Origin of the sequence: Rhodococcoides trifolii (assembly GCF_014635345.1) — a bacterium.
Classification (GTDB): Bacteria; Actinomycetota; Actinomycetes; order Mycobacteriales; family Mycobacteriaceae; genus Rhodococcoides; species Rhodococcoides trifolii.
Genome location: NZ_BMCU01000002.1, coordinates 641978 through 667714 on the forward strand (window position 1 = coordinate 641978; position 25737 = coordinate 667714).

Sequence of the window (25737 nt, forward strand, 5' to 3'; positions counted from 1 at the left end):
CCTACCCGTAAACTAGTCCTATGACTGCCGCTACCGCCTCCCTCATGGACTACGACGAGGTGATCGCCCGGTTCGATCCCGTCTTGGGCATGGAAGTTCACGTCGAGCTGAACACCGCCACCAAGATGTTCTGTGGCTGCCCCACCGAATTCGGGGCCGAGCCCAACACGCAGGTGTGCCCGGTGTGCCTCGGACTTCCCGGTGCGCTGCCGGTGGTCAACCAGAAGGCGGTGGAGTCGGCGATCCGTATCGGGCTCGCCTTGAACTGCAGCATCACCCCGTGGGGTCGGTTCGCGCGGAAGAACTACTTCTACCCCGATCAGCCCAAGAACTATCAGATCTCGCAGTACGACGAACCGATCGCCGTGGAGGGTTTCCTCGACGTGGTGCTCGACGACGGCACCACCTGGCGTGTGGAGATCGAGCGCGCCCACATGGAGGAGGACACCGGAAAGTCGCTGCACGTCGGCGGCGCCACCGGGCGAATAGAGGGTGCGAGCCACTCCCTGCTCGACTACAACCGCGCAGGCGTTCCACTGGTCGAGATCGTCACCAAGACCATCGAAGGCGCCGGCGAGCGTGCACCGGAGGTGGCGCGCGCCTACGTGACCGCGTTGCGCGAGCTCATCGGTGCGCTCGGTGTGTCCGACGTCCGAATGGATCAGGGGTCACTGCGTTGTGACGCCAACGTCTCGTTGATGGCGAAGGACGCCACCGAGTTCGGTACCCGAACCGAGACCAAGAACGTCAACTCGCTCAAGAGCGTCGAGGTGGCCGTTCGGTACGAGATGCGGAGGCAGGGTTCGATTCTCGCCGACGGCGGTGAGATCGTGCAGGAGACCCGGCATTTCCAGGAAGCGGACGGCAGCACGACCGCCGGACGCAAGAAGGAGACGGCCGAGGACTACCGGTACTTCCCGGAACCCGACCTCGAACCGGTCGCTCCCGACGCCGCGTGGATCGAGGAGCTGCGTGCCACCGTGCCGGAGCTGCCGTGGTTGCGACGCAACAAGATCAAGGCCGAGCTCGGGTGGTCCGATCTGGTGATGCGCGACGTCGTGAACGCCGGCGCTCTCGACCTGATCATGGACACGGTCGCCGCGGGTGCCGACGCCGACGCGGCTCGCAGCTGGTGGGTGGCTTACCTTGCGCAGCAGGCGAACACGCGGGGTGTGGATCTGAAGGATCTGCCGATCACGCCGACTCAGGTCGCGGCCGTCGCGGCGCTGGTGGCGGACAAGAAACTCACGAACGCCAACGCGCGCAAGGTTGTCGACGGCGTGCTCGCCGGTGAAGGAGAGCCGGACGCCGTCATGGCGGCGCGGGATCTCGGTTCTCAGCAGGACGATTCGGCTCTGCAGGCAGCGGTGGCCGAGGCGCTCGCAGCGAACCCCGGTGTGGCGGACAAGATCAGAGGCGGCAAGGTCCAGGCCGCCGGAGCCATCGTCGGTGCGGTCATGAAAGCCACACGCGGACAAGCGGATGCGGCTCGGGTCAAGGAGCTCGTGATCGAGGCCTGCAGCTAGCCCGGTCAGACCGTACTGCCCCCGCCGGCCGGAAGCGGGATCTTCACGACCCGGTCGTCGGTGGCGGTCGGCGTGCCGCCGTCCTTGTTGACCGTCGACACCCAGATCAGACCGTCGGGACCCACAGCTGCGCCGGAGAGTCGGCCGTACTGATCCTGGGCGACGAGGGACGGCGCCGTCGTGACGACGTTGGTCTGCGGGTCGACGGCGAGGACGGCGACGGCGCGTTGCCCGGTGAGTGCCACTGCTACCGACCCCTGACCGGTAGCGCAACCGGCGACGCCGGGTCGGTCGGGCCAGGTCCACACCGGCGACGGCACCGTCGTGCCCTCCGGCGTGATGCGCTGGAGGCGATCCTCGGTGGCGGTCGCATCGGTGACGTAGGTGCTGCCGTTCGAATCGAGGCAGATGTCGCCGGCTCGGCCGATTCCCGACATCAACACCTGCGGGGGCGCTTTGGAGCCGGTGTCGGTCCCGATGTCGTCGACTCGCAACACCTTTCCGGCCAACGACGCGGGATTGGTTGCAGCCGAAGGGCTTCCGGCGTCGCCGGTCAGGACGAGCAGGCGGGAGCCGATGAAATCGATGGCGCCCGCGTTCGAGGAGCCCCCGCGAGGGATGCCGGTCAAGACGGGTTTCGGGACGTCACCCGGTGCAATACGCACGACGCGATTGTCCGACGATGTGGTGATGTACGCGTAGATCAGCCGGTCCTCGGCGTAGGTGGGGGAGAGGGCGACGTCGAGCAACCCGCCGTCTCCGGACCCGTCGACGGTCACCTTCGCGACCTCCACCGGACTGGCTCCGGACGCCACCTGCAGGATGCGTCCGGTCTTGCGCTCGGCGACCAGAGCGCTCACCCCGTCGGGCAGGACGACGAGACCCGAGAGCGGGTCGAGGCACGTGGCCACGACGTTCGCGTCGGGGTCGACGCACGGGCCGGGCGGTACCGAAGGCGGCGGGGTGGAACTGCGAGGCGCGTTCGGCTCGACGGGTTCGATCTGAGCGGGGTCGGCGCTGGGTTCGGGACTGAACGGCGACGACGCCGAGTCGTCGAACCGTGCGCATCCCACCATGGTCACCGACGCAACCGCCACGACGGCGGCAGTGCGCCGGACGCTTCGACCCTTCATGGTCATCACCGTACGGATGTGGTCGGCGATTCGTGCGATCGGTGGACGGGCCTGCTGATCTAGGGTGACCGGTGTGAGTGAGAAGCCGAAAGACACATCGGGGGATTCGGCCTACGAAGGCGCCTCCAGTCCCTACGACCAGCCGACGGAGAAGTTCCCGCCGGGCCAGCGCACGTCCGTGCCGCGCACCGAGGACGAGTTGAGCTTCGGTAGTACGTCGTCGTCCAACACGCGCTACCGCGATTCGTCGTTCGCCGATCCGGACTCGAACGCGCCGACCACCAATTTCGCGGCGACGTCCGACACCGCCGACACCACGACGCCGACGGCGACGCGCACCGAGGTGGTGCGCGAAGGTCGGGGAACGACGGACCTCGGACTGCTCGTCCTGCGCGTGACGGTCGGCGCGATCGTCCTCGTGCACGGCCTGCAGAAGCTCACGGGAGCGTTCAACGGCCCGGGTCTGGGCGGGTTCGAGGATCTGCTGACCCAATCGGGTTTCGATCAGCCGTCGCTGTTGGCGTTGCTGGCCGCGATCGGTGAAACGGCCGGCGGCGCACTGCTGATCCTCGGGCTGGCAACCCCGTTCGCGGCTGCGTCCGTGGTCGCGGTGATGATCAACGCCTGGTGCTTCAAACAGACCGCCGAACCCGGGCTGCAGTTCTTCGCGCCGACCGGCGTCGAGTACGAGACTCTGCTCGGTATCGCCGCGGGGTGCATCGCCCTGACTGGTCCTGGCCGCATCGCGCTCGACGGTGGCCGCAAGTGGTCCAAGCGGCCCTTCTTCGGATCCGTGATCGTCCTGCTGCTCGGTATCGCCGGTGGTGTCACGGTGTGGATTCTGTTGAACGGCGCGAACCCGCTCGTCTAGCGCTGTCCGTCGTCCGGGTCGGACCGGTCCTCCGTGTCGGGGGCCGGTTCGACCGCGTCGGTGTGATCGACGACGTCGTCGTCCGCCTCGGGCGGTGTCGGGTCGGGAACGTGCCCGCCGCTCGCCGCGGCGACACGCGGTAGATCGTCGATCGTCACGACGGGCAACACGGTTTCCGTTCCGTCGGTGAGAGCTGCGCGTGCCCACCGGCGCTTCGGGAAGCGGAGCCCGGACACCTCGGACCACGCCACCGTGCGGGACGAGAACATGCTTCGAGTGCGGAGACCGTCGGGGGTGACCGTCGTGCGCACACGCAGCACCCAGTACGCGGCGACGACGGGCAGGATCAGAAGCCAACCGAAGCCCAGGGGCCAGCCGAGAGCGGGGAAAGACACGCCGAACAGGGTCAGCGCCACGACGGCCAGCGCGAGCGGCTGGACGCGGATGACCTGCGACGGAGTCGACGGCGGCGTGTGGGAGACTGTGGACGGTGGTTCGGACTGCTGCGGAGACGACACCCTTTCATCTTCGCATTGCACACACGCCATCCCACATAATGGGATCAGATGTTCGCCAGGTTTGACTGATACAGCCGCACGCGCCTACCGTTCGACGCGTGAAGCAAAAAGAGTTGCTCGTAATCGGCAGGCGCGTCGTCGCGTGAGCCGATAGTTCGACTCGATTCAGCCACGACGCGCCACCCTCGCACAGCATTCGCTGGCGAGGGTTTTTTCTTGCCCGGATGAGGATCTAAGGACACAGCAGTGAGCGCACCAACCGCACGGCCCGGCCCCACGGCACGCAAGTCGTCGCCCGCCGGCAGCCAGCCCGCTCCGCAGCAGTCGACGACGGTGGTCCGTCGCCAACTTCCGCCCGAGCGCGTCACCGGCGCACAGTCCGTCGTGCGCTCCCTCGAGGAGCTCGACGTCGACACCATCTTCGGAATTCCCGGCGGCGCCGTACTCCCGGTGTACGACCCGCTCTTCGACTCGGTCAAGGTGCGTCACGTCCTCGTTCGGCACGAGCAAGGCGCAGGCCACGCGGCAACGGGCTACGCCCAGGCGACCGGCAAGGTCGGCGTCTGCATCGCCACGTCCGGTCCCGGTGCCACCAACCTCGTGACGCCGCTCGCCGACGCCCAGATGGACTCGGTCCCGATCGTTGCCATCACCGGCCAGGTGGGCCGCGCGCTCATCGGCACCGACGCCTTCCAGGAGGCCGACATCTCCGGCATCACCATGCCGGTGACCAAGCACAACTTCCTGATCACCGACGGCGCGGACATCCCCCGGATCATGGCCGAGGCGTTCTACCTGGCCTCCTCGGGTCGACCGGGTGCCGTGCTCGTGGACATCCCGAAGGACGTGCTGCAGGCGGAGACGCTGTTCTCGTGGCCGCCGGAAATGCGTCTGCCCGGGTACCGCCCGGTGACGAAGCCGCACGGCAAGCAGGTGCGCGAAGCAGCTCGCCTCATCGCCGACGCGTCCGAGCCGGTCCTCTACGTCGGCGGCGGCGTGATCAAGGCCAATGCGGCGAAGGAACTGCTGGAACTGGCCGAGCTGACCGGCATCCCGGTCGTCACGACCCTGATGGCCCGCGGCGTCTTCCCGGACAGTCACGACCTCAACCTCGGGATGCCCGGAATGCACGGCACCGTCGCGGCCGTCGCGGCGCTGCAGCGCAGCGATCTGCTCATCACCCTCGGCGCTCGCTTCGACGACCGCGTGACGGGTCGGTTGGACTCCTTCGCTCCCAACGCGCGGGTCATCCACGCCGACATCGATCCCGCCGAGATCGGCAAGAACCGCTACGCGGACGTGCCGATCGTCGGTGACTGCCGTGAGGTCATCGTCGAACTCGTCGAAGCCATCCGCAACGACCGCGCCACCGGCACGGTCATCGACATCGCGCCCTGGTGGGCGTATCTCGATCGGATCCGCAAGACGTTCCCGCTCAGCTACGACCGGCCGTCCGACGGCAGCATGTCGCCCGAGTTCGTCATCTCCTCGATCGGCAAGTTCGCCGGACCCGACGCCATCTACTGCGCCGGTGTCGGTCAGCACCAGATGTGGGCCGCGCAGTTCATCGCCTACGAGAAGCCGCGCACGTGGCTGAACTCGGGTGGACTGGGCACCATGGGATACGCCGTCCCGGCCGCGATGGGCGCCAAGATGGGCATGCCCGACACCGAGGTGTGGGCCATCGACGGTGACGGCTGCTTCCAGATGACCAATCAGGAATTGGCCACCTGCGCAATCGAAGGCATCCCGATCAAGGTCGCCGTCATCAACAACGGCAACCTCGGCATGGTGCGTCAGTGGCAGACCCTCTTCTACGAGCAGCGGTACTCCAACACCAACCTCGGTACGCACGGCGACGTCCGCATCCCGGACTTCCTCAAGCTCGCCGAGGCCCTCGGGTGCGTCGGATTGCGCTGTGAGCGGGAGGAAGACGTCGACGCCGTCATCGCACAGGCACGGGCGATCAACGACCGCCCGGTGGTCATCGACTTCATCGTCGGTGCCGACGCGCAGGTGTGGCCCATGGTGGCCGCAGGCACGTCGAACACCGAGATCATGGCCGCGCGTGACATCCGGCCGTTGTTCGACAACGACGAATCGGCCGAGGAGCCGACTCTCGTTCCTTCGGTCGAAGCCACGTCCCTCGATCAACCGAAAGGCACAGTGCTGTGAGCACCAGTCACACTCTGAGCGTCCTCGTGGAGGACAAGCCGGGCGTTCTCGCCCGCGTGGCGTCGCTGTTCTCCCGTCGCGGATTCAATATCGCCTCACTTGCCGTGGGCGGCACCGAGATTCCCGAGATCTCGCGCATGACCATCGTGGTGACCGTCGACGAGTTCCCGCTCGAACAGGTCACCAAGCAGCTCAACAAGCTCGTCAACGTCATCAAGATCGTCGAGCAGGAAGACGATGCCTCGGTGGCACGCGAACTGCTGCTGATCAAGGTGCGCGCCGACGCCAGCGTGCGAAGCGAGGTCATCGAGACCGTGAACCTCTTCCGCGCCAAGGTTATCGACGTCTCGCCCGAAGCGGTGACGGTCGAGGCCACGGGCACTCGCTCCAAGCTCGACGCGTTGCTGCGCATGCTCGACCCGTACGGGATCCGAGAGATCGTGCAGTCGGGTGTGGTTGCAGTCGGGCGTGGACCGAAGTCGATCACCGCGTCTCGTTAACATTCACCGAACCATGCCGGGCTTTTCGGCCCGGACAACCAAGGAGGAAACCACAGTGGCAGTCGAGATGTTCTACGACGACGATGCCGATCTCTCGATCATCCAGGGCCGCAAGGTTGCTGTGATCGGATACGGAAGCCAGGGCCATGCGCACTCGCTCAGCCTCCGCGATTCGGGCGTCGACGTCCGCATCGGTTTGAAGGAAGGCTCGAAGTCGCGCGACAAGGCTGCCGAGCAGGGCCTCGGAGTGGGCACGCCCGCCGAGGTGTCCGAATGGGCCGACGTGATCATGCTGCTCGCCCCCGACACCGCACAGGCGAAGATCTTCACCGAGGACATCGAGCCGCACCTCAAGGACGGCGACGCGCTGTTCTTCGGTCACGGCCTCAACATCCACTTCGACCTGATCACCGCGCCGGACTTCGTCACCGTCGGCATGGTTGCGCCCAAAGGCCCCGGCCACCTGGTGCGTCGTCAGTTCGTCGACGGCAAGGGCGTTCCCGCGCTCATCGCCATCGATCAGGATCCCAAGGGTGACGGACAGGCGCTCGCCCTGTCCTATGCCCGCGGCATCGGCGGCACCCGCGCCGGCGTCATCAAGACCACGTTCAAGGAAGAGACCGAGACCGACCTCTTCGGCGAGCAGGCCGTGCTCTGCGGCGGCACCGAAGAACTCGTCAAGGTCGGCTTCGAGGTCATGGTCGAGGCCGGCTACGCCCCCGAAATGGCGTACTTCGAGGTGCTGCACGAGCTCAAGCTCATCGTCGACCTCATGTACGAGGGCGGCATCGCCCGCATGAACTACTCGGTGTCCGATACCGCGGAGTTCGGCGGCTACCTCTCCGGACCGCGCGTCATCGACGCCGGCACCAAGGAGCGCATGAAGGCCATCCTCGCCGACATCCAATCCGGTGAGTTCACTCGCCGCCTCGTCGCCAACGTCGAGAACGGCAACACCGAGCTCGAAGGCCTCCGCAAGGAGAACGCCGAGCACCCCATCGAGGTCACCGGCAAGAAGCTGCGCGACCTGATGAGCTGGGTCGACCGGCCGATCACCGAAACTGCGTAACCTTTTCTCTTTTCGTACTCAGGGGCATCCTCACACCAGCAGATCGACCGAGGGTGCCCCTGACTCATGGGGGAACCGCCGACTAAGCTGTCCCCGCCCACCAACCACCGTCAGGGAGTTCCTCACGTGAGCCAGCCAGGCCGTCCAATCGTCCTCATCGCCGACAAGCTCGCCCAGTCCACCGTCGACGCACTCGGTGACGGAGTCGAGGTCCGGTGGGTGGACGGTCCGGATCGTCCCGCTCTCCTCGCTGCTGTTCCCGAAGCGGATGCGCTGCTCGTGCGCTCGGCGACGACCGTCGACGCCGAGGTGCTCGCTGCGGGGCCGAAGCTCAAGATCGTCGCCCGCGCCGGAGTCGGCCTGGACAACGTCGACGTCCCCGCGGCCACCGAGCGCGGTGTCCTCGTCGTCAATGCGCCGACGTCGAACATCCACACCGCCGCCGAGCACGCCGTGACGCTGTTGCTCGCCGCGGCTCGCCAGATCCCTGCCGCCGACGCGACTCTGCGCAACCACGAGTGGAAGCGCAGCAAGTTCAACGGTGTCGAAATCTTCGGCAAGACCGTCGGTGTCGTCGGCCTCGGCCGCATCGGGCAGCTGTTCGCGCAGCGCCTCGCGGCCTTCGAGACCCACATCATCGCGTACGACCCGTACGTATCTGCCGCTCGCGCAGCACAATTGGGTATCGAGCTGGTCAGCCTCGACGAGCTGCTCGAGCGGGCCGACATGTTCTCGGTCCACCTTCCGAAGACGCCCGAGACCACCGGCCTGATCGACAAGGACGCGCTCGCCAAGACCAAGAAGGGCGTCATCGTCGTCAATGCCGCCCGCGGTGGCCTCGTCGACGAGCAAGCTCTCGCCGATGCGATCACCAGCGGTCACGTCTTCGGCGCCGGCATCGACGTCTACGCCAGCGAACCGTGCACCGACAGCCCGCTGTTCGAGCTGCCACAGGTCGTGGTGACCCCGCACCTGGGTGCTTCGACTTCCGAGGCGCAGGATCGCGCGGGCACCGACGTCGCGAAGTCCGTATTGCTCGCTCTCGCAGGGGAGTTCGTTCCCGACGCGGTCAACGTCAAGGGCGGCGCCGTCGGCGAGGAGGTCGCGCCGTGGCTCGACATCGTGCGCAAGCAGGGTCTGATCGTCGGCGCTCTGTCCGACGGCGTCCCCACCTCGGTCTCCATCGACGTCTTCGGTGAGCTCGCATCGGAGGACGTCGAAATCCTGAAGCTCTCGGCGCTGCGCGGAGTGTTCTCGGCCGTCATCGACGAGGCCGTCACCTTCGTCAACGCACCGTCGTTGGCCGCCGATCGCGGAGTCACCGCAGAGGTGACCGTGACCCCGGAGAGCCCCAACCACCGCAGCGTCGTCGACCTTCGCGCCGTGTTCGGCGACGGCTCCGTCGTCAACGTCGCCGGCACCCTGACCGGACCGCAGGCGGTCGAGAAGATCGTGAACATCAACGGACGCAACTTCGACCTGCGTGCCGAGGGCAAGAACTTGATCGTCTCCTACGGAGACAAGCCCGGCTCTCTCGGCCGCATCGGCACCGCCCTCGGGGACGCGGGCATCGACATCCAGGCCGCTGCTCTCAGCCAGGACGCCGAGGGTGACAGCGCAACCGTGCTGTTGCGCGTCGACCGCGACGTGCCCACCGATGTGCGCGCCGCGATCACCGACTCGGTCGCCGCCACCCTGATCGAGCTGGTGGACCTGTCGTGAAACTGGCGGTGATCGGCGGCGACGGAATCGGTCCCGAGGTCGTCAGCGAAGCGCTGAAGGTGCTCGATGTCGTTGCGCCGGGTGCGGAGAAGACCGACTACGACCTGGGTGCTCGCCGCTACCACGCGACCGGCGAGCTGCTGCCCGGTTCGGTGCTCGACGAGATCCGCGGACACGACGCCATCCTCCTCGGTGCGATCGGCGATCCGTCCGTGCCCAGCGGTGTGCTGGAGCGCGGGTTGCTGCTCAACATGCGCTTTGCTCTCGATCACCACATCAATCTGCGGCCGTCCAAGCTGTACCCCGGCGTCGTCGGGCCGCTGGTGGGAAACAAGCCCATCGACATCGTCGTGGTGCGCGAGGGGACCGAAGGTCCGTACACCGGGAACGGCGGTGCCATCCGTACCGGCACGCCACACGAGGTGGCGACCGAGGTCTCGCTGAACACGCGCTTCGGGGTCGAGCGCGTGGTGCGCGACGGGTTCGCCCGTGCGCAGGCCCGTGGCAACCATCTGACGCTGCTGCACAAGACCAACGTTCTCGCATACGCCGGTTCGCTGTGGAAGCGGACGGTCGACGAGGTCGCCACCGAGTTCCCGAGTGTCGAGGTCGCCTACCAGCACATCGACGCCGCGATGATTCACCTCGTCACCGATCCCGGTCGTTTCGATGTCATCGTCACCGACAACCTGTTCGGCGACATCGTGACCGACCTCGCAGCTGCGGTGAGCGGCGGCATCGGTCTGGCGGCCAGCGCGAACATCGACGGAACCGGGACCAACCCGTCCATGTTCGAACCCGTGCACGGGAGCGCTCCCGACATCGCGGGGCAGGGCAAAGCGGATCCCACGGCAGCGATCCTGTCGGTGTCGCTGTTGCTCGACAACCTCGGTGAACACGACGCCGCTGCCCGGGTCGAGAAGGCAGTCGCTGCAGATCTCGCCTCGCGCGGAACCGATGCGGCGTCCACCACCGAGATCGGTGATCGGATCGCGGCGAGTCTGTAGCGCCGGGGCTTGGCGCTCGGGCCTACTCCATCGACCGATCCCTCGGAATCACCGGCACAGCGAGCGCAGGAAAGATCGCCGAGATGGCGAACGCCACCGGGAACGCGAAGGCAGTGATTGCCGCGCCGAACAGCGGTGGCACCAACGACGCCGCAACATATTGGCTCGTGTTCTGCGTGCCGAGAGCGCGGCCCGACCAGAACGGGCCCGCGATCTCGGCGACAGCGGTGAAGGCAAGGCCGTTCGGTGCCACCGTCACCACCGACGCCACGACGAGAAGCGCGATGGACACCCACGAGTCGAGTTCGTCGGTGAGGGCGAGCAGGCCCATCGTGACCGACGTGGCGATGGCAATCCACCGGAACGGCCGCATTCGGCTGCCGACGCGATCGGACAGGGCGCCGGCGCCGATTCGGCCCAACGCACCCAGGATCTGGGTGGCGGTGATGAGCAGCCCCGCGGATTCCTCCGTGAAGTTGCGGTCCGTCATCAGCCACACCAGCGCAAAGGTCCACACCACGTACTGGGGTACGACCAGCAGAACCGACGCGAGATGTATGCGCCACAGCGAATCCGAGCCACGATAGGGGTTGTCGTACATTCCGCCGTCGAGTGCGTCGCTGCGCGACGGGCGCGGCGGATCGACAATTCCGACGGCGCACCCCACAGCGGCGAGTAGGCATGCCCCGGCGGGGAGAAGCATCGCGGTTCCGATGCCGTGGTCGCGCGCGAGGGTCGGAATAGTCAACGAGGACAACGCAACTCCGAGAGGGAGCGACATCTGACGGATGCCCATGGCGAGGCCGCGTCGGTGGGCGGGAAACCAACCGACCACGACTCGCCCGGTGGCACTGTTGGCGCTCGCCGCGGCCATCCCGCCCAGCAGCAGGCAGATCGACAGGCCAGTGTCGGTGTCGGTCGCTGCGGCACCGGCGGCCGCTCCGGCCGTGAGCAGCGAGCCGGCCACCAGTACGCCTCGTTCGCCGTAGCGATCGACGAGCGCTCCCCAGAGAAAGAGGGTCAGGAGCACGCCTACCGTCGGCATTGCCACGACGATCCCGGCGGTCGAGAGGGTGAGGCCGCGATCGGCGACGAGCGACGGGAGCAAGAATGCCGCACCGTTGATCAACAACGCGGCCGCGGCAGTGGTGAGCATGCTCAAAGCGAGCATCGACCACCGCCGAGCGGAAGTGATTGTGTCCGTGCTGTTCTCGATCGACACCGGTGGGACCCCTCGCCATTCCGTCTCACCTAGTGAGATTACGTTCCTGTATGGTGAACTCTACTCCTGGCGTCCGCGAGACGGTACGGCACCTGGATAGACTTCGCCCATGCGATTGGGTCGAGTGGCAAGTCCGGACGGTGTGGCGTTCGTTGGAATCGAAGGTGAAGGGGACGGTCGTACGGCGCGCGAAATCGCCGAGCACCCGTTCGGAACGCCGACGTTCACCGGGCGCAGTTGGGCTTTGGACGACGTGCGACTCCTGGCGCCGATCCTGGCGAGCAAGGTCATCTGTGTCGGAAAGAACTACGCCGCGCACGCCGCAGAAATGGGCTCCGAAGCACCGGAGAATCCGGTGATCTTCATCAAGCCGAACACGTCCATCGTCGGTCCCGGCGCGAACATCGTGCGGCCGCTAGGTGCGCGGAACGTCCACTACGAGGGTGAACTGGCCGTCGTGATCGGCCGCCCGTGCAAGGACGTCCCGGCCGCCAAGGCAAAGGACGTCATCCTCGGGTACACCGTCGCCAACGACGTCACCGAACGCGATCAGCAGAAAGCGGACGGGCAGTGGACACGCGGCAAGGGGTACGACACCTTCTGCCCGCTCGGACCGTGGATCGAAACCGCGATCGATCCGTCCGACCTCGAGATCACCACGACGGTCGACGGTGTGGTGAAGCAGCGCAGCCGCACATCGCTTCTGCTGCACGATATTCCCGACATCATCGAGTGGATCTCGGCGGTGATGACCTTGCTGCCCGGCGACGTGATCCTGACGGGCACGCCCGAGGGAGTCGGCCCCATCGTGGCCGGCCAGTCGGTGACGGTCGAGGTCGAGGGCATCGGCGCACTGACCAATCCCGTGGTGGACAAGCCGTGAGCGGCGGGGAGGCCGGAGGCCGGTCGGAAAGGAGCAGGGAGGCCGGAGGCCGGTCGGAAAGTGATGTTCGCGTTCGTTTCTGCCCGTCTCCCACGGGAACTCCGCATGTCGGGTTGGTGCGGACCGCCCTGTTCAATTGGGCGTTCGCGCGACATCACGGCGGCACCTTCGTCTTCCGTATCGAGGACACGGACGCGAGCCGTGACTCCGAGGAGTCGTACCGAGCCATTCTGGACGCGCTCCGGTGGCTGGGACTGGACTGGGACGAGGGCCCCGAGGTGGGTGGCCCCTACGAGCCGTATCGGCAGTCGCTGCGTCGAGATCAGCATCTGGAGGTGGTCCGGAAGTTGCTCGAGGCGGGGGAGGCGTACGAATCGTATTCCACCGCAGAGGAAGTCGAAGCCCGACACAAGGCCGCCGGCCGCGATCCGAAACTGGGCTACGACAACTTCGATCGAGATCTGACCGACGAGCAGCGTGACGAGTTCGTTGCCGAGGGGCGCCCGCCGGTGGTGCGGTTGCGGATGCCGGACCACGACCTCACCTGGACCGATCTCGTTCGAGGCGAGACCACGTTCCGCGCCGGCACGGTCCCCGACTTCGCGTTGACCCGCGGGAGCGGAGACCCGCTCTACACACTCGTCAACCCCGTCGACGACGCCTTAATGAAGATCACCCACGTTCTGCGGGGTGAGGATCTGTTGTCTTCGACGCCCCGGCAGTTGGCGCTGTACGAAGCGCTCGTCCGCATCGGGGTTGCCGACGCCACACCGGAATTCGGGCATCTACCGTTCGTGATGGGGCAGGGCAACAAGAAGCTGTCCAAGCGCGATCCGGAGTCCAACCTGTTCCTGCACCGTGATCGCGGCTTCATCCCCGAGGGACTTTTGAACTACCTGGCTCTGCTCGGGTGGGCCATCGCCGACGACCACGACGTGTTCTCGCTCGACCAGATGGTTGCGGCGTTCGACATCTCACGCGTGAATTCGAACCCGGCACGTTTCGACCAGAAGAAGGCCGACGCGATCAACGCCGAGCATATTCGGCTTCTCGAGCCTGCGGACTTCGCGGCGCGCCTGAGAACGTTCCTCTCGGACTCGGGGCAATTGCCTGCCGGGGTGGACGACGCCGTCTTCGTCGAGGCTGCCGAATTGGTGCAGACCCGCATCGTCGTCATGTCCGACGCGTGGGACCTGCTGAAGTTCCTGCTGTTGCCGGCCGAGCAGTTCGTCGTCGATCCGGCGTCCGCGGCGAAGAACTTGGGCGCGGATGCTGCGCCGGTGCTCGACGCCACCATCGCAGCCGCCGAGGGTGTGGACGCGTGGACGGCGGCCGAGCTCGAGGAGGCACTGAAAGCAGCGCTGATCGACGGACTGGAACTGAAGCCGCGCAAGGCATTCGCACCGGTACGAGTTGCGGTCACCGGATCCCACATCAGCCCGCCGCTGTACGAGTCGATGGAACTGCTCGGTCGTGAGACCTCGCTTGCACGGTTGCGTGACGCTCGGGCGTCGATCGGGTCGGAGTAGCCGATCATGGGCGTCACCGATCGCATCGACCGGTTCCAACAGCGCCATCCCGCAGCGGGTTTCCCCCTCGCTGTGTTCTATAAGTTCTTCGACGATCAGGGGGGCTACCTCGCCGCCCTCATCGCGTACTACGGTTTCGTCTCGCTGTTCCCCTTGCTCCTGCTGGCCTCGACGGTGCTGGGCATCGTTCTGTCCGGCAATCCGGAGTTGCAGCAGACCATCCTCGATTCCGCTCTGAATCAAATTCCTCTGATCGGTGATCAGCTCGGTCAGCCCGATCGCCTCAGCGGCGGCACGCCTGCAATCGTGATCGGGATCGCCGGCTCGCTGTACGGCGGACTCGGCGTGGCGGTGGCGGTACAGAACGCCATGAACGTCGTGTGGTCGGTGCCGAAGAATTTGCGACCGGATCCCGTCCGCGCGCGCGTGCGCGGGTTGTTTCTGCTCGGCACCGTCGGCTCGGCGATCATCGGCGTGACGATTCTGAACGGATTCAACTCCGCCGGGTTCTTCGGTCCGTCCGCGCACCTGCTCGTCCTCGCCGCGGCGCTGGTGGTCAACACCGCGACGTTCGTCGGCGCGTTCATCATCGGCTCCACCCGCGCCCTCTCCATACGTGACGTTCTGCCGGGCGCGCTGATCGCTGCGGTGGCGTGGCAGGGGATGCAGTCGTTCGGCAGCGTCTACATCAAGTACGTCGTCGGCAACGCCAGCACCACCAACGGCGTGTTCGCGATCGTGCTGGGTCTGCTCGCGTTCCTCTACATCGCGTCGCTGATGTTGGTGCTGTGCCTCGAGGTCAACGCCGTTCGGGTCGACAGATTGCACCCCAGGTCGTTGTTGACGCCGTTCACGGACAACGTCGAGCTGACCGACGGCGACAAGGATGCCTACACCGCCCAGGCAGAAGCTCAGCGCAGCAAAGGTTTCGAGGAGATCGAGGTCACGTTCAGCGACCCACCGACGACGACCGAGCCCGATCCCGCCGAGAGCAAGAGCCCCTGACCAGCGGATTTGGAGAACCGGCGTAGGTGTTTGGTAGTCTTCTCCTCGGCTCGGAGACGGGTCATTGGGGTATGGTGTAATTGGCAACACAGCGGTTTCTGGTACCGCCATTCTAGGTTCGAGTCCTGGTACCCCAGCGTCGAAGCGAAGACGATTTGGTCTTCGATTTCCTCACCGGCTAAGCTCTTGCAGCTTGACCATGCACTACCGGAAGTTCCTGGCCCCGTCGTCTAGCGGCCTAGGACGCCGCCCTCTCAAGGCGGTAGCGCGGGTTCGAATCCCGTCGGGGCTACAACACGAGAAGACCCTCCGGGCAACCGGAGGGTCTTTCGTCGTTCGGAGCTAGATGCTTTTGCGCCTGAACATCGGCGCGTGCGCTGCGGGGCCGTGAGCAGAATCGACCTTCGAGCCACCCTTGTGGCTCTCCGTCGGAATGTTCTTGGCCTTCTTCTTCTCCAGTGCCTCTCGGAACTTTCGCTTCTGGGCGCTTGCGTCGGACTCGGTGGGTGTGTCGTCGGTCATGGTTCCGAAATGTACTCTTCGGTCCGCGCGGTGTCGCCGATTTTTTATGACAAGCGATGATCACAGACGCTTCGAGATGGCGTCCGCGGCCGCGAGAAGGTCTGCAGCCCAACGAGATCCGGGCCGTCGTCCCATGCGGTCGATCGGTCCCGACACCGAAATCGCGGCGATGACGGTATCGGCTGCATCTCTGACGGGTGCCGCGACGCTGGCCACCCCGGCTTCACGTTCGGCAGCGCTCTGCGCCCATCCGCGTTTACGGACCTCGGCCAGCACGCGTTCGCCGAACGCCGCAGCCGGGAGCACCGCTCGCACCAACGCGGGGTCGGCCCACGCCAGGAGAACCTTCGCGCCCGACCCGGCGGTGAGGGGGAGGCGCGCCCCGACCAACACGGTGTCTCGCAGACCGGTCGGAGGCTCGACCGAGGCCACACAGACTCGGAAGGACCCTTCGACACGATAGAGCTGCACGCTCTCACCAGTGATCTCGCGCAGTCTCGGGAGGACGGCAGCCGCAGCGTCCAACAGTGGGTCGTCGGCCTTGGCGGCGAGCTCGGCCAGTGACGGTCCCGGCCTCCACAGACCGTCCGGATCGCGTGCGATCAATCGGTGCACTTCGAGGCCGACGGCGAGCCGGTGCGCCGTTGCGCGGGGCAGGCCGGTTCGCGCGCAGAGATCGGTCAGGTTGCAGGGTTGATCCGCCACCGCATGAAGCACGCTCACCGCTTTGTCGAGAACACCGATGCCGCTATGCTGTCTCATAGTTCGATACTAGTATCCCGAATGCTGAGAACAAAGAATGCGGGATCGAAGCGAACAGCCGAACCATCGACATTGGAGTGACGCTCGTGAGTGGTGCAAGAACGTTGGCGCAGAAGGTGTGGGATCAGCATGTCGTGGTTGCTGGAGGGGGCGACGGCGACGCCCAGACACCGGACTTGATCTACATCGACCTCCACCTCGTCCACGAGGTCACCAGTCCGCAGGCCTTCGACGGACTGCGACTGGCCGGCCGCGGACTTCGGCGCCCGGACCTGACGATCGCCACCGAGGACCACAACGTTCCGACGATCGACATCGACCAGCCCATCGCCGATCTCGTCTCACGCACCCAGGTCGACACGCTCCGGCGCAACTGCGAGGAGTTCGGCGTGCGGTTGTATCCGATGGGAAACATCGATCAGGGAATCGTGCACATCATCGGACCGCAGCTCGGTCTCACGCAGCCGGGTATGACAGTTGTCTGCGGTGACTCCCATACCTCCACACACGGTGCATTCGGCGCCATCGCAATGGGAATCGGCACCAGCGAGGTCGAGCACGTCATGGCGACGCAGACCCTCTCGCTGCGCCCGTTCAAGACGATGGCGGTGACCGTCGACGGCGTTCTCGGTCCGGACGTCAGTAGCAAGGACCTCATCCTTGCGGTGATCGCTCAGATCGGAACCGGTGGCGGACAAGGTCATGTGATCGAGTACCGAGGCGAAGCCATCGAGAAGATGTCGATGGAGAGCCGAATGACCATCTGCAACATGTCGATCGAGGCCGGTGCACGCGCGGGCATGATTGCGCCCGATCAGACCACGTTCGACTACATCGAGGGCCGCCCCCACGCACCGAAGGGTGCCGACTGGGATGCCGCAGTTGCCGAGTGGAGCACCCTCGTCACGGACGAGGGTGCGGTGTTCGACAAAGAGGTCCGCATCGACGGCAGCTCGCTCACCCCGTTCGTCACCTGGGGAACCAACCCGGGACAGGGTGCGCCGCTTGGTGACTCGGTACCCGATCCAGCGGCCATCGCCGACGAGGGCGACGCCCAGTCCGCGGAGAAGGCGTTGTCCTACATGGGGCTGACCCCCGGGACTCCGTTGCGCGACATCGCCGTCGACACGGTGTTCCTCGGATCATGCACCAACGGACGCATCGAGGATCTACGCGTTGCCGCGAAGATTCTCGAAGGTCGAACGGTGGCGGACGGCGTGCGTATGCTCGTCGTACCCGGTTCCATGCGCGTTCGCGCACAGGCGGAATCGGAAGGACTGGGAGAGATCTTCACCGCGGCCGGCGCCGAATGGCGGCAGGCGGGATGCTCCATGTGCCTCGGGATGAATCCGGATCAGCTCGCTCCCGGTGAGCGCTCGGCGTCGACGTCCAACCGGAATTTCGAAGGCCGACAGGGCAAAGGTGGTCGCACCCATCTGGTCTCGCCCGCCGTTGCGGCCGCCACCGCGGTTCGGGGTCGGCTCTCCGCGCCGGCGGACCTCGCCTGACCCGGTTCACATTTCATCGCGCAACAACGACTTTCGGTAGGAGAATTTCCCGTGGACGAGTTCAAGAAGCACAAAGGAATCGGTGTACCGCTCCGCCGATCCAATGTCGATACCGACCAGATCATTCCCGCGGTGTACCTGAAACGGGTGACGCGCACGGGATTCGAGGACGGTCTGTTCGCTGCGTGGCGCAACGATCCGTCGTTCGTTCTGAACGTTGCGCCCTACGACAAGGGTTCGGTTCTGGTCGCGGGCCCCGACTTCGGTACGGGGTCGTCTCGTGAGCACGCCGTCTGGGCCCTCTCCGACTTCGGATTTCGGGTGGTGATCGCCTCTCGCTTCGCCGACATCTTCCGCGGAAACGCCGGAAAGGCGGGGCTCCTCGCGGCTCAGGTCGAACAATCGGACGTCGAATTGCTCTGGAAAGCACTCGAACAGCAGCCGGGTCTGGAAATTTCTGTGGACCTCGAAACCAAGACCGTCAGTGCCGGAACGCTAGTGGTGCGCTTCGACATTGACGACTACACGCGGTGGCGTCTGCTCGAGGGTCTGGACGACATCGGTCTGACGTTGCGGCAGGTAGAGGCCATTTCCGAGTACGAAAAGTCAAGGCCGTCATGGAAACCGGTGACGACGGAGACCGCTTCCTGAGTCCGACCGGGATCCCGATTCCGAGCTCCGCCGCGACACGCTATGGGGGGGCAAACATCTCGCCATACCCCCTTGATTTGGCGTGGCTCGTGGACTAGTGCCGTTTTCCGGTTTACCGTAGGGGGCAGTCGGTCCGACGATGGGCCATCAGTCAACGCGGAGGAATTCATGAACAAGGCAGAACTGATCGACGCCCTCACCGAAAAAACCGGTGCCGATCGTCGTAGCGCAACCGAAGCCGTCGAGAACGTCGTCGACATCATCGTGCGCGCCGTACACAAGGGCGAGTCCGTCACCATCACCGGTTTCGGTGTCTTCGAGCAGCGTCGCCGCGCGGCCCGCGTTGCCCGCAACCCGCGCACGGGTGAGACGGTGAAAGTGAAGCCGACGTCCGTTCCCGCGTTCCGTCCGGGCGCTCAGTTCAAGGCAGTCATCGCCGGGGGACAGAAGCTTTCGGCTTCCGGTCCGGCCGTCAAGCGTGGGGCATCTGCTGCACCCGCGAAGAAGACCGCCGCCAAGCGCACCGCCACCAAGGCTGCTGCTCCGGCCAAGAAGGCCCCCGCCAAGAAGGCGCCTGCAACCAAGGCTCCCGCCAAGACCGCCGCCAAGAAGGCAGCTCCTGCCAAGACGGCAGCCAAGAAGACCACTCCGGCCAAGAAGGCGCCCGCAACCAAGGCTCCCGCCAAGACCGCCGCCAAGAAGACCACTCCGGCCAAGAAGGCGCCCGCAACCAAGGCTCCCGCCAAGACTGCAGCCAAGAAGGCAGCACCGGCCAAGAAGGCCCCCGCGAAGAAGGCTCCGGCCAAGAAGGCCCCCGCCAAGAAGACTGCTCGCAAGTAGGCTTCGCTTCCTCGCACCGACGCGATCGGCCCCGCACCTCTCTCGAAGGGTGCGGGGTCGATTGTCTTGTGCCAGTGGCGGTCAGGCCATGCGCGGCAGGGGCGAGTCGATGTGATCGGCGGCAACGAGCGAACCGCCGCGCAGCGACAACACCCAGACGCTCGCCTTCCGTGAGCGCGTGCGCTCGAGCTTCAACCCGTCCTTGTCCGCCCACCACTGCACGAGGTCGGGAATGACCTTGCCCTGACTGCAGATCACCGGGACACCATGGCCGCTGGTGGCGATGGCCAGGGCGCGCGCACGGGCCGAATCCGGGTTCGCTGCATAACCTTCTTCGGTCAGCAGAGTGTCCGTCGTGATGGCGGTGTCGGTGGCACGCGCCCAGGGCTCGACAGTCTGGATGCAGCGAACCCGGTCGGCGCAATGGATTCGGGTACCGCCGAACGCCGAGAGCATGGGGACCAGTGCGGTTGCCTGTTGCACGCCCAGGCTGTCGAGTGGGCGCTCTCTGTCGTCGCCGCGATAACGCGACTTGCTCCCGGCACGCGCGTGCCGAACGAGAATCACCGTCGACGTGTCCGCGGGAACATGCTCGAAGCGCTCGAACACCTCCGCGTCGATGTCGTAGGACAGTGCGTCGCGAACCGCCTCCGGGTGAACCCAGGTCAACTCGTCCACTTCGTCGTTGCGGGCGAACGATCCGTCGACCGCCTCGGCCGCCCAGTAGTCGACGTGCTTGTCGCCGCTGTGCTTGCTCTTCTTGGACGAGGGCAGTCGGTAGGTCACCGCGGACAGGCTTCGTCCCAGAACGGCACGAAAACCCGTTTCCTCGGCCACTTCTCGTACCGCTGCGGCGGACGGCACCTCACCCTTCTCGACCTTCCCCTTGGGAAAGGTCCAGTCGTCGTAGCGCGGGCGGTGAACCAGGGCGATCTCGATCCCGTCACCGCAGTGCCGCCAGAGCACGGCGCCCGCGGCGTACACCGTGGTGTCCTTGGAGTGTGACGACGGCGTCACCGGATGATCCCTTCGTCGGAAGCGTTGTCGCGGTTGGTCGTTCTCACGATCCCGTGTAGCGACGCTGCCGCATGAGGGATACCTGATGGTCGCGCACCTTCTCGCCGTCGGCGGGCGACGCCAGCCAACTTCCGTCGGGTTCGAGTACCCAGCACCGAGTGGTCGGGTCGAGCGCCGAGTCGAACATGCTGTCGAGTTGGTCGGTGAGCCGCGGATCCTTCACTTGCACCATGACTTCCACGCGGCGGTCGAGGTTACGGTGCATCATGTCGGCGCTGCCGATCCAGGTCTGGTCGATCGCATCGAAATGCATCACCCGGGAATGTTCGAGGAACCGGCCCAGAATGGACCGCACCTCGATGTTCTCGCTCAGCCCCGCAACACCCGGCTTCAATGCGCAGATGCCGCGGACGACGACCTGAACGGGCACACCGGCCGCAGACGCACGGTAGAGGGCGTCGATGACCTGCTCGTCGACGAGAGCATTGGCCTTCAACCGAATTCGCGCGTCGGCCCCGGACAGCTTGGCCTCGACCTCGGCGTCGATGCGCTCGATGATGCCGGCCCGCACCCCGTACGGAGCCACGAGCAGGTTTCGATAGTCCTCCTTGCGGGAGTAACCCGTCAACGAGTTGAAGAGGTCGGTCAGGTCGGCGCCGATTTCCGGTGCCGCCGTGATCAATCCGACGTCCTCGTACAGACGCGCGGTCTTGGGGTTGTAGTTACCGGTACCGATATGGCAGTAACGCCGAATGGTGGAACCTTCGCGTCGAACCACCAGGCACGTCTTGCAGTGCGTCTTGAGGCCGACAAGTCCGTAGACCACGTGCACCCCGGCCTGTTCCAATTTGCGTGCCCAGGCGATGTTGGCCTGTTCGTCGAAGCGCGCCTTGATCTCCACCAGGGTCACCACCTGCTTGCCGGCTTCCGCAGCGGCGATGAGCGCGTTGACGATCGGGGAATCACCGGACGTTCGGTAGAGCGTCTGCTTGATGGCGAGGACGTGCGGATCGGCGGCAGCTTGTTCGATGAATCGCTGCACGCTCGTGGAGAAGGAGTCGTACGGGTGGTGCAGGAGTACGTCGCCGTCGCGAAGGGTGGAGAAGATGCTCTTGGGTGTCTCGCGTTCACCGAACGCGGGATGTGTCGCGGGCACGAACGGTGCGTCCTTCAGGCTCGGGCGGTCGACACCGTAGATCTGCATCAGGCACGACAGGTCCAAGAGCCCGGGTACCTCGATGACGTCACCGGGATCGACATCGAGTTCGCGCAGCAGCAATTCGAGCATGTGCTCGGTCATGTCGTCCGCGACCTCGAGACGCACCGGCGACCCGAATCTCCGGCGGGCGAGCTCGCGTTCGAGAGCCTGAAGCAGGTCCTCGTCGCGATCCTCCTCCACCTCGAAGTCGGCGTTTCGGGTGATGCGGAACGCGTGATGCTCCGCGATCTCCAGGCCGGGGAAGAGAACGTCGAGGTGCGCCGCGATGAGTTCCTCCATCGGAATGAACGCCGGAATCGAGGACGAGTCCTCGCTACGATCGAGGCGCACGAAGCGATCGACGTTGTCGGGCACCTTCACACGAGCGAAGTGTTCACCGCCGGTGGTCGAATCCTTCACCGTCACTGCGAGATTGAGACTCAGACCGCTGATGTAGGGGAACGGGTGCGCCGGATCGACGGCCAGGGGAGTGAGAACCGGGAACACCTGTTCGATGAAATAGCGTGTCAGACGCTCACGTTCGACCTCGTTGACCTCCGACCAGCGAATGACCGAAATTCCTTCACCGGCGAGTTCGGGAAGGATCTTGTCGATGAACAAGCGGGCGTGCCGGACCGAGATCTCCTGCGTGCGACGCCCGATGAGCGACAACTGTTCGCGCGGAGAGAGACCGTCCGCGGAACGGACCGACAACCCGGTCTCGTCGCGACGCTTGAGCCCTGCGACGCGCACCATGTAGAACTCGTCGAGATTGGAGGAGAAGATCGCCAGGAACTTGGCGCGCTCGAGCAGCGGCAGCGACGAGTCCTCGGCAAGGGCGAGCACGCGCGAATTGAAGTCCAGCCAGCTCAATTCACGATTGAGGTACCTGTCTTCGGGCAGCAGGTCGACAGTGACCGCGACCTCGGCGGTAGCGGCCGGCGGTGCGGTGGGTGCGGACGGAGGAGTGTTCGCCAGGGGGGCACTCCAAGTCTCCGCTGCGGGGGTCTCGGTGTCGGTATCGGTCGCCTCGTTGTCGGTCACCCGACGATCATCCCTCACCCGGTGCTCCTTCAGCACCCGATAGGGGTCAGAGCCAACCGAGTTCACCGAGAAGTCGTCCGGTATGCGGCCCGACCCCGAGTTCGACCGCGGCGCGGACGTCGACCGCGGTGTCGACGTCGAGTCGCAGACCCGGCCAGTTGCCGGTGAGGGGAGCGGCCCCGGACTCGATGTGCCGACGCGCCGAATCTTCGCCGAACTGCGGTCCGAGCGGATCGGCCGTGCCGCGCACGATGAGCGCTGCCGTGCCGGTTCCGGTGTGGTCGACCACGACGGAACGGCCCTGTGGGTCGGATTCGGTGAACGCCTCTTCGAGTTCGTCGGTGCGCAGCGCGGGCAGGTCGGCCTGCAATGCGATCACGTCGACGACACCGTTCGTCCCGCGTACGTGGCGGTCCGCCGACGCCAGGGCGGTATTCAGGCGGTCGTCGACGGACCCGGCGAGCGGCGGTTCCGGAATGACGTGCCCACCGAGATCATGTACGAAGCGAGCCACTCGCGAATCGGGCGTCACCACCGACCAACCGGAGACCGGGACGGCTGCCGCGGCGGCGTCGAGCGTGTCGTGCAACATCGCCAGTACCAGCGACGTGCGCGCCGACGCCGGGAATCGGTCGGCGAGGCGCGATTTTGCCGCGTCGAGATCCTTCACCGCGACCACCAGATGGGCGGTGGCACTGGAATGCGCGACCGGCCTCCGGCCTGCCCGGTCCGACTCTACGACCGGCCTCCGGCCTGCCCGGTCGGTGTCGTGCCGCCGAGGTGAGTGCATGGGTCGATCCTGCCAGTCACGACGCCGCGCCATATCCGCGGACTGCATCCGGGATGCCTCGCCGCGGATTAGGGTGGCGCGCATGCAGCAGAAATCGAGGGGTGCGCGATGGTGAAGGCAGCAGTACTCGGTTCCGGTTCGTGGGGAACCGCCTACGCGAAAGTGTTGGCGGACGCAGGGTCCGACGTCACCATGTGGGCACGCCGCGAGTCGGTCGCCAAGTCCATCGACTCCGATCACGAGAACGTCGACTACCTCCCCGGGACGACGCTTCCGTCGTCCGTGCGCGCGAGCACCGACGCTGCGGAGGCACTCGACGGCGCCCGGGTCGTGGTGCTGGCGGTGCCGTCGCAGGCATTGCGCCAGAACCTCGGAGAGTGGACCGAGCTCATCGGTCCCGATGCGACCCTGCTGTCCTTGGCCAAGGGGATCGAGACCGGAACGCTGATGCGGATGAGCCAGGTGATCTGCCAGGTCACCGGAGCGAACCCGTCTCGGGTCGGCACCCTGTCCGGGCCGAACCTGGCGAAGGAGATCGCGGCCGAACAGCCCACGGCAACCGTCATCGCCTGCCCCGATTCCAATCGGGCGATCGAGCTTCAGAAAGCCTGTGCAACAAGCTATTTCCGCCCTTACACGAACTCCGATGTTATCGGGTGCGAGATCGGCGGAGCCTGCAAGAACGTGATCGCCCTCGCCTGTGGAATGGCCGCGGGGGTGGGTTTCGGGGAGAACTCGGTGGCCAGCATCATCACCCGTGGACTCGCGGAGATCACCCGACTGGGTGTCGCGCTCGGAGCCAGCCCCTCGACACTCGCCGGTCTGGCCGGGGTGGGTGACCTCGTGGCAACGTGTTCGTCCCCGCTCTCGCGCAACCGTTCCTTCGGCGAGCGACTCGGCTCGGGTGGTTCGCTCGAGAGCGCTCAGGAGGCGGCGAACGGGCAGGTGGCGGAAGGGGTGAAGTCCTGCACGTCCATCCGGGCGCTCGCGGAGAGTTACGACGTCGAGATGCCGTTGACCGACGCGGTGCACCGTGTGTGTCACGAGGGTCTGTCGGTTCCGGACGCGGTCCAGAGTCTGCTCGGCCGTCGGCACAAATCGGAGTGAGCGGCCCGGGAGATTCCACCAGAACGGTAGCGGCCGTTGCGGCAGAGGCTGTTCCGGGAACACCCATGCAGATGGGGCCCGTCCTCGCTGCGCCGTATCACCTCAGCGAGGACGAGGGCTCCGAGCCGCACACCTACGCCCGCGCGTCCAACCCCGGGTGGACCGGCCTCGAATCGGCATTGGCAGAGCTCGAGGGTGTGTCCCACGCCCTCGTGACGGGGTCGGGAATGTCGGCCATCACCGTCGTCCTGCGATCCGTTCTGTCGGCGGGCGACGTCCTGGTGGTGCCGTCCGACGGGTACTACCAGGTCCGGCTCTACGCACGAGAACGGCTGGCGCGCTGGGGAATCGAGATTCGTGAGGCGTCCGTCCACGAGATGGTGGACGCGGCCGTCGGTGCTGCGGTGGTGATAGCGGAAACTCCGTCCAATCCCACTCTCGACACCGTGGACCTCGCCGCTGTCGCGGCGGCGACGACGGGTCTGTTGGTGGTCGACAACACGACGGCGACTCCGCTCGGACAGAACCCCGTCGCGCTCGGCGCCGACGTGGTCGTGGCCAGCGGGACCAAAGCGTTGAGCGGGCACAGTGATCTGCTCGCCGGGTACATCGGAACGAACGACGCCGACCTGCACACCGCGTTCGCACGCGAACGGCTGCTCTCCGGGTCGGTTCTCGGACCGTTCGAGACGTGGCTTGCGCATCGGAGCCTAGGGACTGCGGGACTGCGCTTCGGCCGCCAGTGTGAGAACGCTCTCGCCGTGGCCGAATCGTTGTCCGGCACGTCCACCGTCTCGGGTGTGCGATACCCGGGGCTGCCGGCGGACCCATCCTTCGCCGTCGCGTCCGCCCAGATGCGACGATTCGGCGGCCTGGTCTCCTTCGACCTCGGATCAGCCCGCGCTGTGCACGAATTCGTGAAGAAGAGCGAGTTGATCTCCGCAGCAACCAGTTTCGGGGGCATTCACACCACGGCGGACCGGCGGCAGCGCTGGGGAGATCCCGTTCCCGACGGCTTCGTCAGGCTCTCGTGTGGGATCGAGGACACGGTCGATCTGGTGGCCGACATCGAGCGCGCACTGAACTGACAGGTCGGTTGCAGCCGACGGGGCGAGTCTGCGCTCGGCCCGTTGCGCCG

The 25737-nt window shown here is 65.9% G+C and carries 23 protein-coding genes and 2 tRNA genes; 17 read left to right on the forward strand and 8 right to left on the reverse strand.

Annotation, left to right across the window (positions count from 1 at the left end; genetic code table 11):
- The first annotated feature begins 20 nt into the window (after positions 1-20).
- Entirely contained in the window at positions 21-1526 is a 1506-nt protein-coding gene (gene gatB, locus IEW02_RS10225) for an Asp-tRNA(Asn)/Glu-tRNA(Gln) amidotransferase subunit GatB (protein WP_188544681.1), read from the forward strand.
- A gap of 5 nt (positions 1527-1531) precedes the next feature.
- Here gatB and IEW02_RS10230 read toward each other — a convergent pair whose 3' ends face one another.
- Positions 1532-2665 carry a PQQ-dependent sugar dehydrogenase gene (locus IEW02_RS10230; protein ID WP_188544682.1) on the reverse strand — a complete coding sequence of 378 codons (1134 nt, stop codon included), beginning with the start codon at positions 2663-2665 and terminating at the stop codon, positions 1532-1534.
- A gap of 67 nt (positions 2666-2732) precedes the next feature.
- On the opposite strand from IEW02_RS10230, the gene IEW02_RS10235 reads away from it, so the two are divergent.
- Positions 2733-3530, forward strand: coding sequence for a DoxX family protein (locus IEW02_RS10235; protein WP_188544683.1), 798 nt, complete (start codon positions 2733-2735; stop codon positions 3528-3530).
- Here IEW02_RS10235 and IEW02_RS10240 read toward each other — a convergent pair.
- A complete protein-coding gene (locus IEW02_RS10240; protein ID WP_229745926.1) occupies positions 3527-4048 on the reverse strand; it encodes a PH domain-containing protein in 522 nt (173 codons plus the stop codon). The two genes, IEW02_RS10235 and IEW02_RS10240, sit on opposite strands and share 4 nt — an antisense overlap.
- Positions 4049-4294: 246 nt before the next feature.
- Here IEW02_RS10240 and IEW02_RS10245 point away from each other — a divergent pair, with 246 nt between their 5' ends.
- The 5 genes from IEW02_RS10245 to IEW02_RS10265 all read left to right on the forward strand — a co-directional run bounded on the left by IEW02_RS10245 (position 4295) and on the right by IEW02_RS10265 (position 10521).
- Entirely contained in the window at positions 4295-6223 is a 1929-nt protein-coding gene (locus tag IEW02_RS10245; RefSeq protein WP_188544685.1) for an acetolactate synthase large subunit, read from the forward strand.
- Complete coding sequence (gene ilvN / locus IEW02_RS10250) at positions 6220-6723, forward strand: acetolactate synthase small subunit (RefSeq protein ID WP_188544686.1); 504 nt, start codon at positions 6220-6222, stop codon at positions 6721-6723. Before IEW02_RS10245 ends, ilvN begins: the two co-directional genes overlap by 4 nt.
- Before the next feature lie 67 nt (positions 6724-6790).
- Positions 6791-7792, forward strand: coding sequence for a ketol-acid reductoisomerase (gene ilvC / locus IEW02_RS10255; protein ID WP_188545275.1), 1002 nt, complete (start codon positions 6791-6793; stop codon positions 7790-7792).
- 126 nt (positions 7793-7918) lie between these two features.
- On the forward strand, positions 7919-9514 hold the full coding sequence (gene serA, locus IEW02_RS10260) for a phosphoglycerate dehydrogenase (protein WP_188544687.1): 1596 nt from the start codon (positions 7919-7921) through the stop codon (positions 9512-9514).
- On the forward strand, positions 9511-10521 hold the full coding sequence (locus IEW02_RS10265) for a 3-isopropylmalate dehydrogenase (RefSeq protein WP_188544688.1): 1011 nt from the start codon (positions 9511-9513) through the stop codon (positions 10519-10521). Before serA ends, IEW02_RS10265 begins: the two co-directional genes overlap by 4 nt.
- Positions 10522-10543: 22 nt before the next feature.
- Here IEW02_RS10265 and IEW02_RS10270 read toward each other — a convergent pair whose 3' ends face one another.
- A complete protein-coding gene (locus IEW02_RS10270) occupies positions 10544-11692 on the reverse strand; it encodes an MFS transporter (protein WP_188544689.1) in 1149 nt (382 codons plus the stop codon).
- 160 nt (positions 11693-11852) lie between these two features.
- On the opposite strand from IEW02_RS10270, the gene IEW02_RS10275 reads away from it, so the two are divergent.
- The 5 genes from IEW02_RS10275 to IEW02_RS10295 all read left to right on the forward strand — a co-directional run bounded on the left by IEW02_RS10275 (position 11853) and on the right by IEW02_RS10295 (position 15452).
- Entirely contained in the window at positions 11853-12626 is a 774-nt protein-coding gene (locus IEW02_RS10275) for a fumarylacetoacetate hydrolase family protein (protein ID WP_188544690.1), read from the forward strand.
- Positions 12623-14155 (forward strand): glutamate--tRNA ligase, encoded by a 1533-nt coding sequence (gltX, locus tag IEW02_RS10280; RefSeq protein WP_188544691.1) that lies wholly within the window; start codon positions 12623-12625, stop codon positions 14153-14155. Before IEW02_RS10275 ends, gltX begins: the two co-directional genes overlap by 4 nt.
- A gap of 6 nt (positions 14156-14161) precedes the next feature.
- A complete protein-coding gene (locus tag IEW02_RS10285; RefSeq protein WP_188544692.1) occupies positions 14162-15160 on the forward strand; it encodes a YihY/virulence factor BrkB family protein in 999 nt (332 codons plus the stop codon).
- Between the two features lie 65 nt (positions 15161-15225).
- Positions 15226-15297: transfer RNA gene (locus IEW02_RS10290), tRNA-Gln, on the forward strand.
- Between the two features lie 82 nt (positions 15298-15379).
- A tRNA-Glu gene (locus IEW02_RS10295) sits at positions 15380-15452 on the forward strand.
- A 50-nt stretch (positions 15453-15502) separates the two neighbouring features.
- Here IEW02_RS10295 and IEW02_RS10300 read toward each other — a convergent pair.
- Together IEW02_RS10300 and IEW02_RS10305 are read right to left on the reverse strand one after the other, a co-directional pair.
- Positions 15503-15682 carry a DUF5302 domain-containing protein gene (locus IEW02_RS10300; protein WP_188544693.1) on the reverse strand — a complete coding sequence of 60 codons (180 nt, stop codon included), beginning with the start codon at positions 15680-15682 and terminating at the stop codon, positions 15503-15505.
- A gap of 60 nt (positions 15683-15742) precedes the next feature.
- Positions 15743-16444 (reverse strand): IclR family transcriptional regulator, encoded by a 702-nt coding sequence (locus IEW02_RS10305; RefSeq protein ID WP_188544694.1) that lies wholly within the window; start codon positions 16442-16444, stop codon positions 15743-15745.
- An 86-nt stretch (positions 16445-16530) separates the two neighbouring features.
- Here IEW02_RS10305 and leuC point away from each other — a divergent pair, with 86 nt between their 5' ends.
- From leuC to IEW02_RS10320, 3 genes are all read left to right on the forward strand, one after another.
- Positions 16531-17952, forward strand: a complete 1422-nt coding sequence (gene leuC / locus IEW02_RS10310; RefSeq protein WP_371829929.1) for a 3-isopropylmalate dehydratase large subunit — start codon at positions 16531-16533, stop codon at positions 17950-17952.
- Between the two features lie 51 nt (positions 17953-18003).
- A complete protein-coding gene (gene leuD / locus IEW02_RS10315; RefSeq protein WP_188544696.1) occupies positions 18004-18603 on the forward strand; it encodes a 3-isopropylmalate dehydratase small subunit in 600 nt (199 codons plus the stop codon).
- A 168-nt stretch (positions 18604-18771) separates the two neighbouring features.
- Entirely contained in the window at positions 18772-19443 is a 672-nt protein-coding gene (locus IEW02_RS10320; RefSeq protein ID WP_188544697.1) for an HU family DNA-binding protein, read from the forward strand.
- Positions 19444-19524: 81 nt separating this feature from the next.
- On the opposite strand, the gene IEW02_RS10325 is transcribed toward IEW02_RS10320, so the two are convergent.
- The 3 genes from IEW02_RS10325 to cofC are packed head-to-tail and all read right to left on the reverse strand — an operon-like array spanning position 19525 to position 23492.
- Entirely contained in the window at positions 19525-20460 is a 936-nt protein-coding gene (locus IEW02_RS10325) for an NUDIX hydrolase (RefSeq protein WP_188544698.1), read from the reverse strand.
- A gap of 43 nt (positions 20461-20503) precedes the next feature.
- Positions 20504-22702: an RNA degradosome polyphosphate kinase gene (locus IEW02_RS10330; RefSeq protein WP_188544699.1), complete on the reverse strand. Its 2199-nt coding sequence runs from the start codon at positions 22700-22702 to the stop codon at positions 20504-20506.
- A gap of 46 nt (positions 22703-22748) precedes the next feature.
- On the reverse strand, positions 22749-23492 hold the full coding sequence (cofC, locus tag IEW02_RS10335; RefSeq protein ID WP_188544700.1) for a 2-phospho-L-lactate guanylyltransferase: 744 nt from the start codon (positions 23490-23492) through the stop codon (positions 22749-22751).
- Positions 23493-23600: 108 nt separating this feature from the next.
- On the opposite strand from cofC, the gene IEW02_RS10340 reads away from it, so the two are divergent.
- Both IEW02_RS10340 and IEW02_RS10345 read left to right on the forward strand, forming a co-directional pair.
- Positions 23601-24599 carry an NAD(P)H-dependent glycerol-3-phosphate dehydrogenase gene (locus IEW02_RS10340; protein WP_188544701.1) on the forward strand — a complete coding sequence of 333 codons (999 nt, stop codon included), beginning with the start codon at positions 23601-23603 and terminating at the stop codon, positions 24597-24599.
- Positions 24600-24664: 65 nt separating this feature from the next.
- Complete coding sequence (locus tag IEW02_RS10345) at positions 24665-25687, forward strand: cystathionine gamma-lyase (protein WP_229745928.1); 1023 nt, start codon at positions 24665-24667, stop codon at positions 25685-25687.
- The last annotated feature ends 50 nt before the right edge of the window (positions 25688-25737 follow it).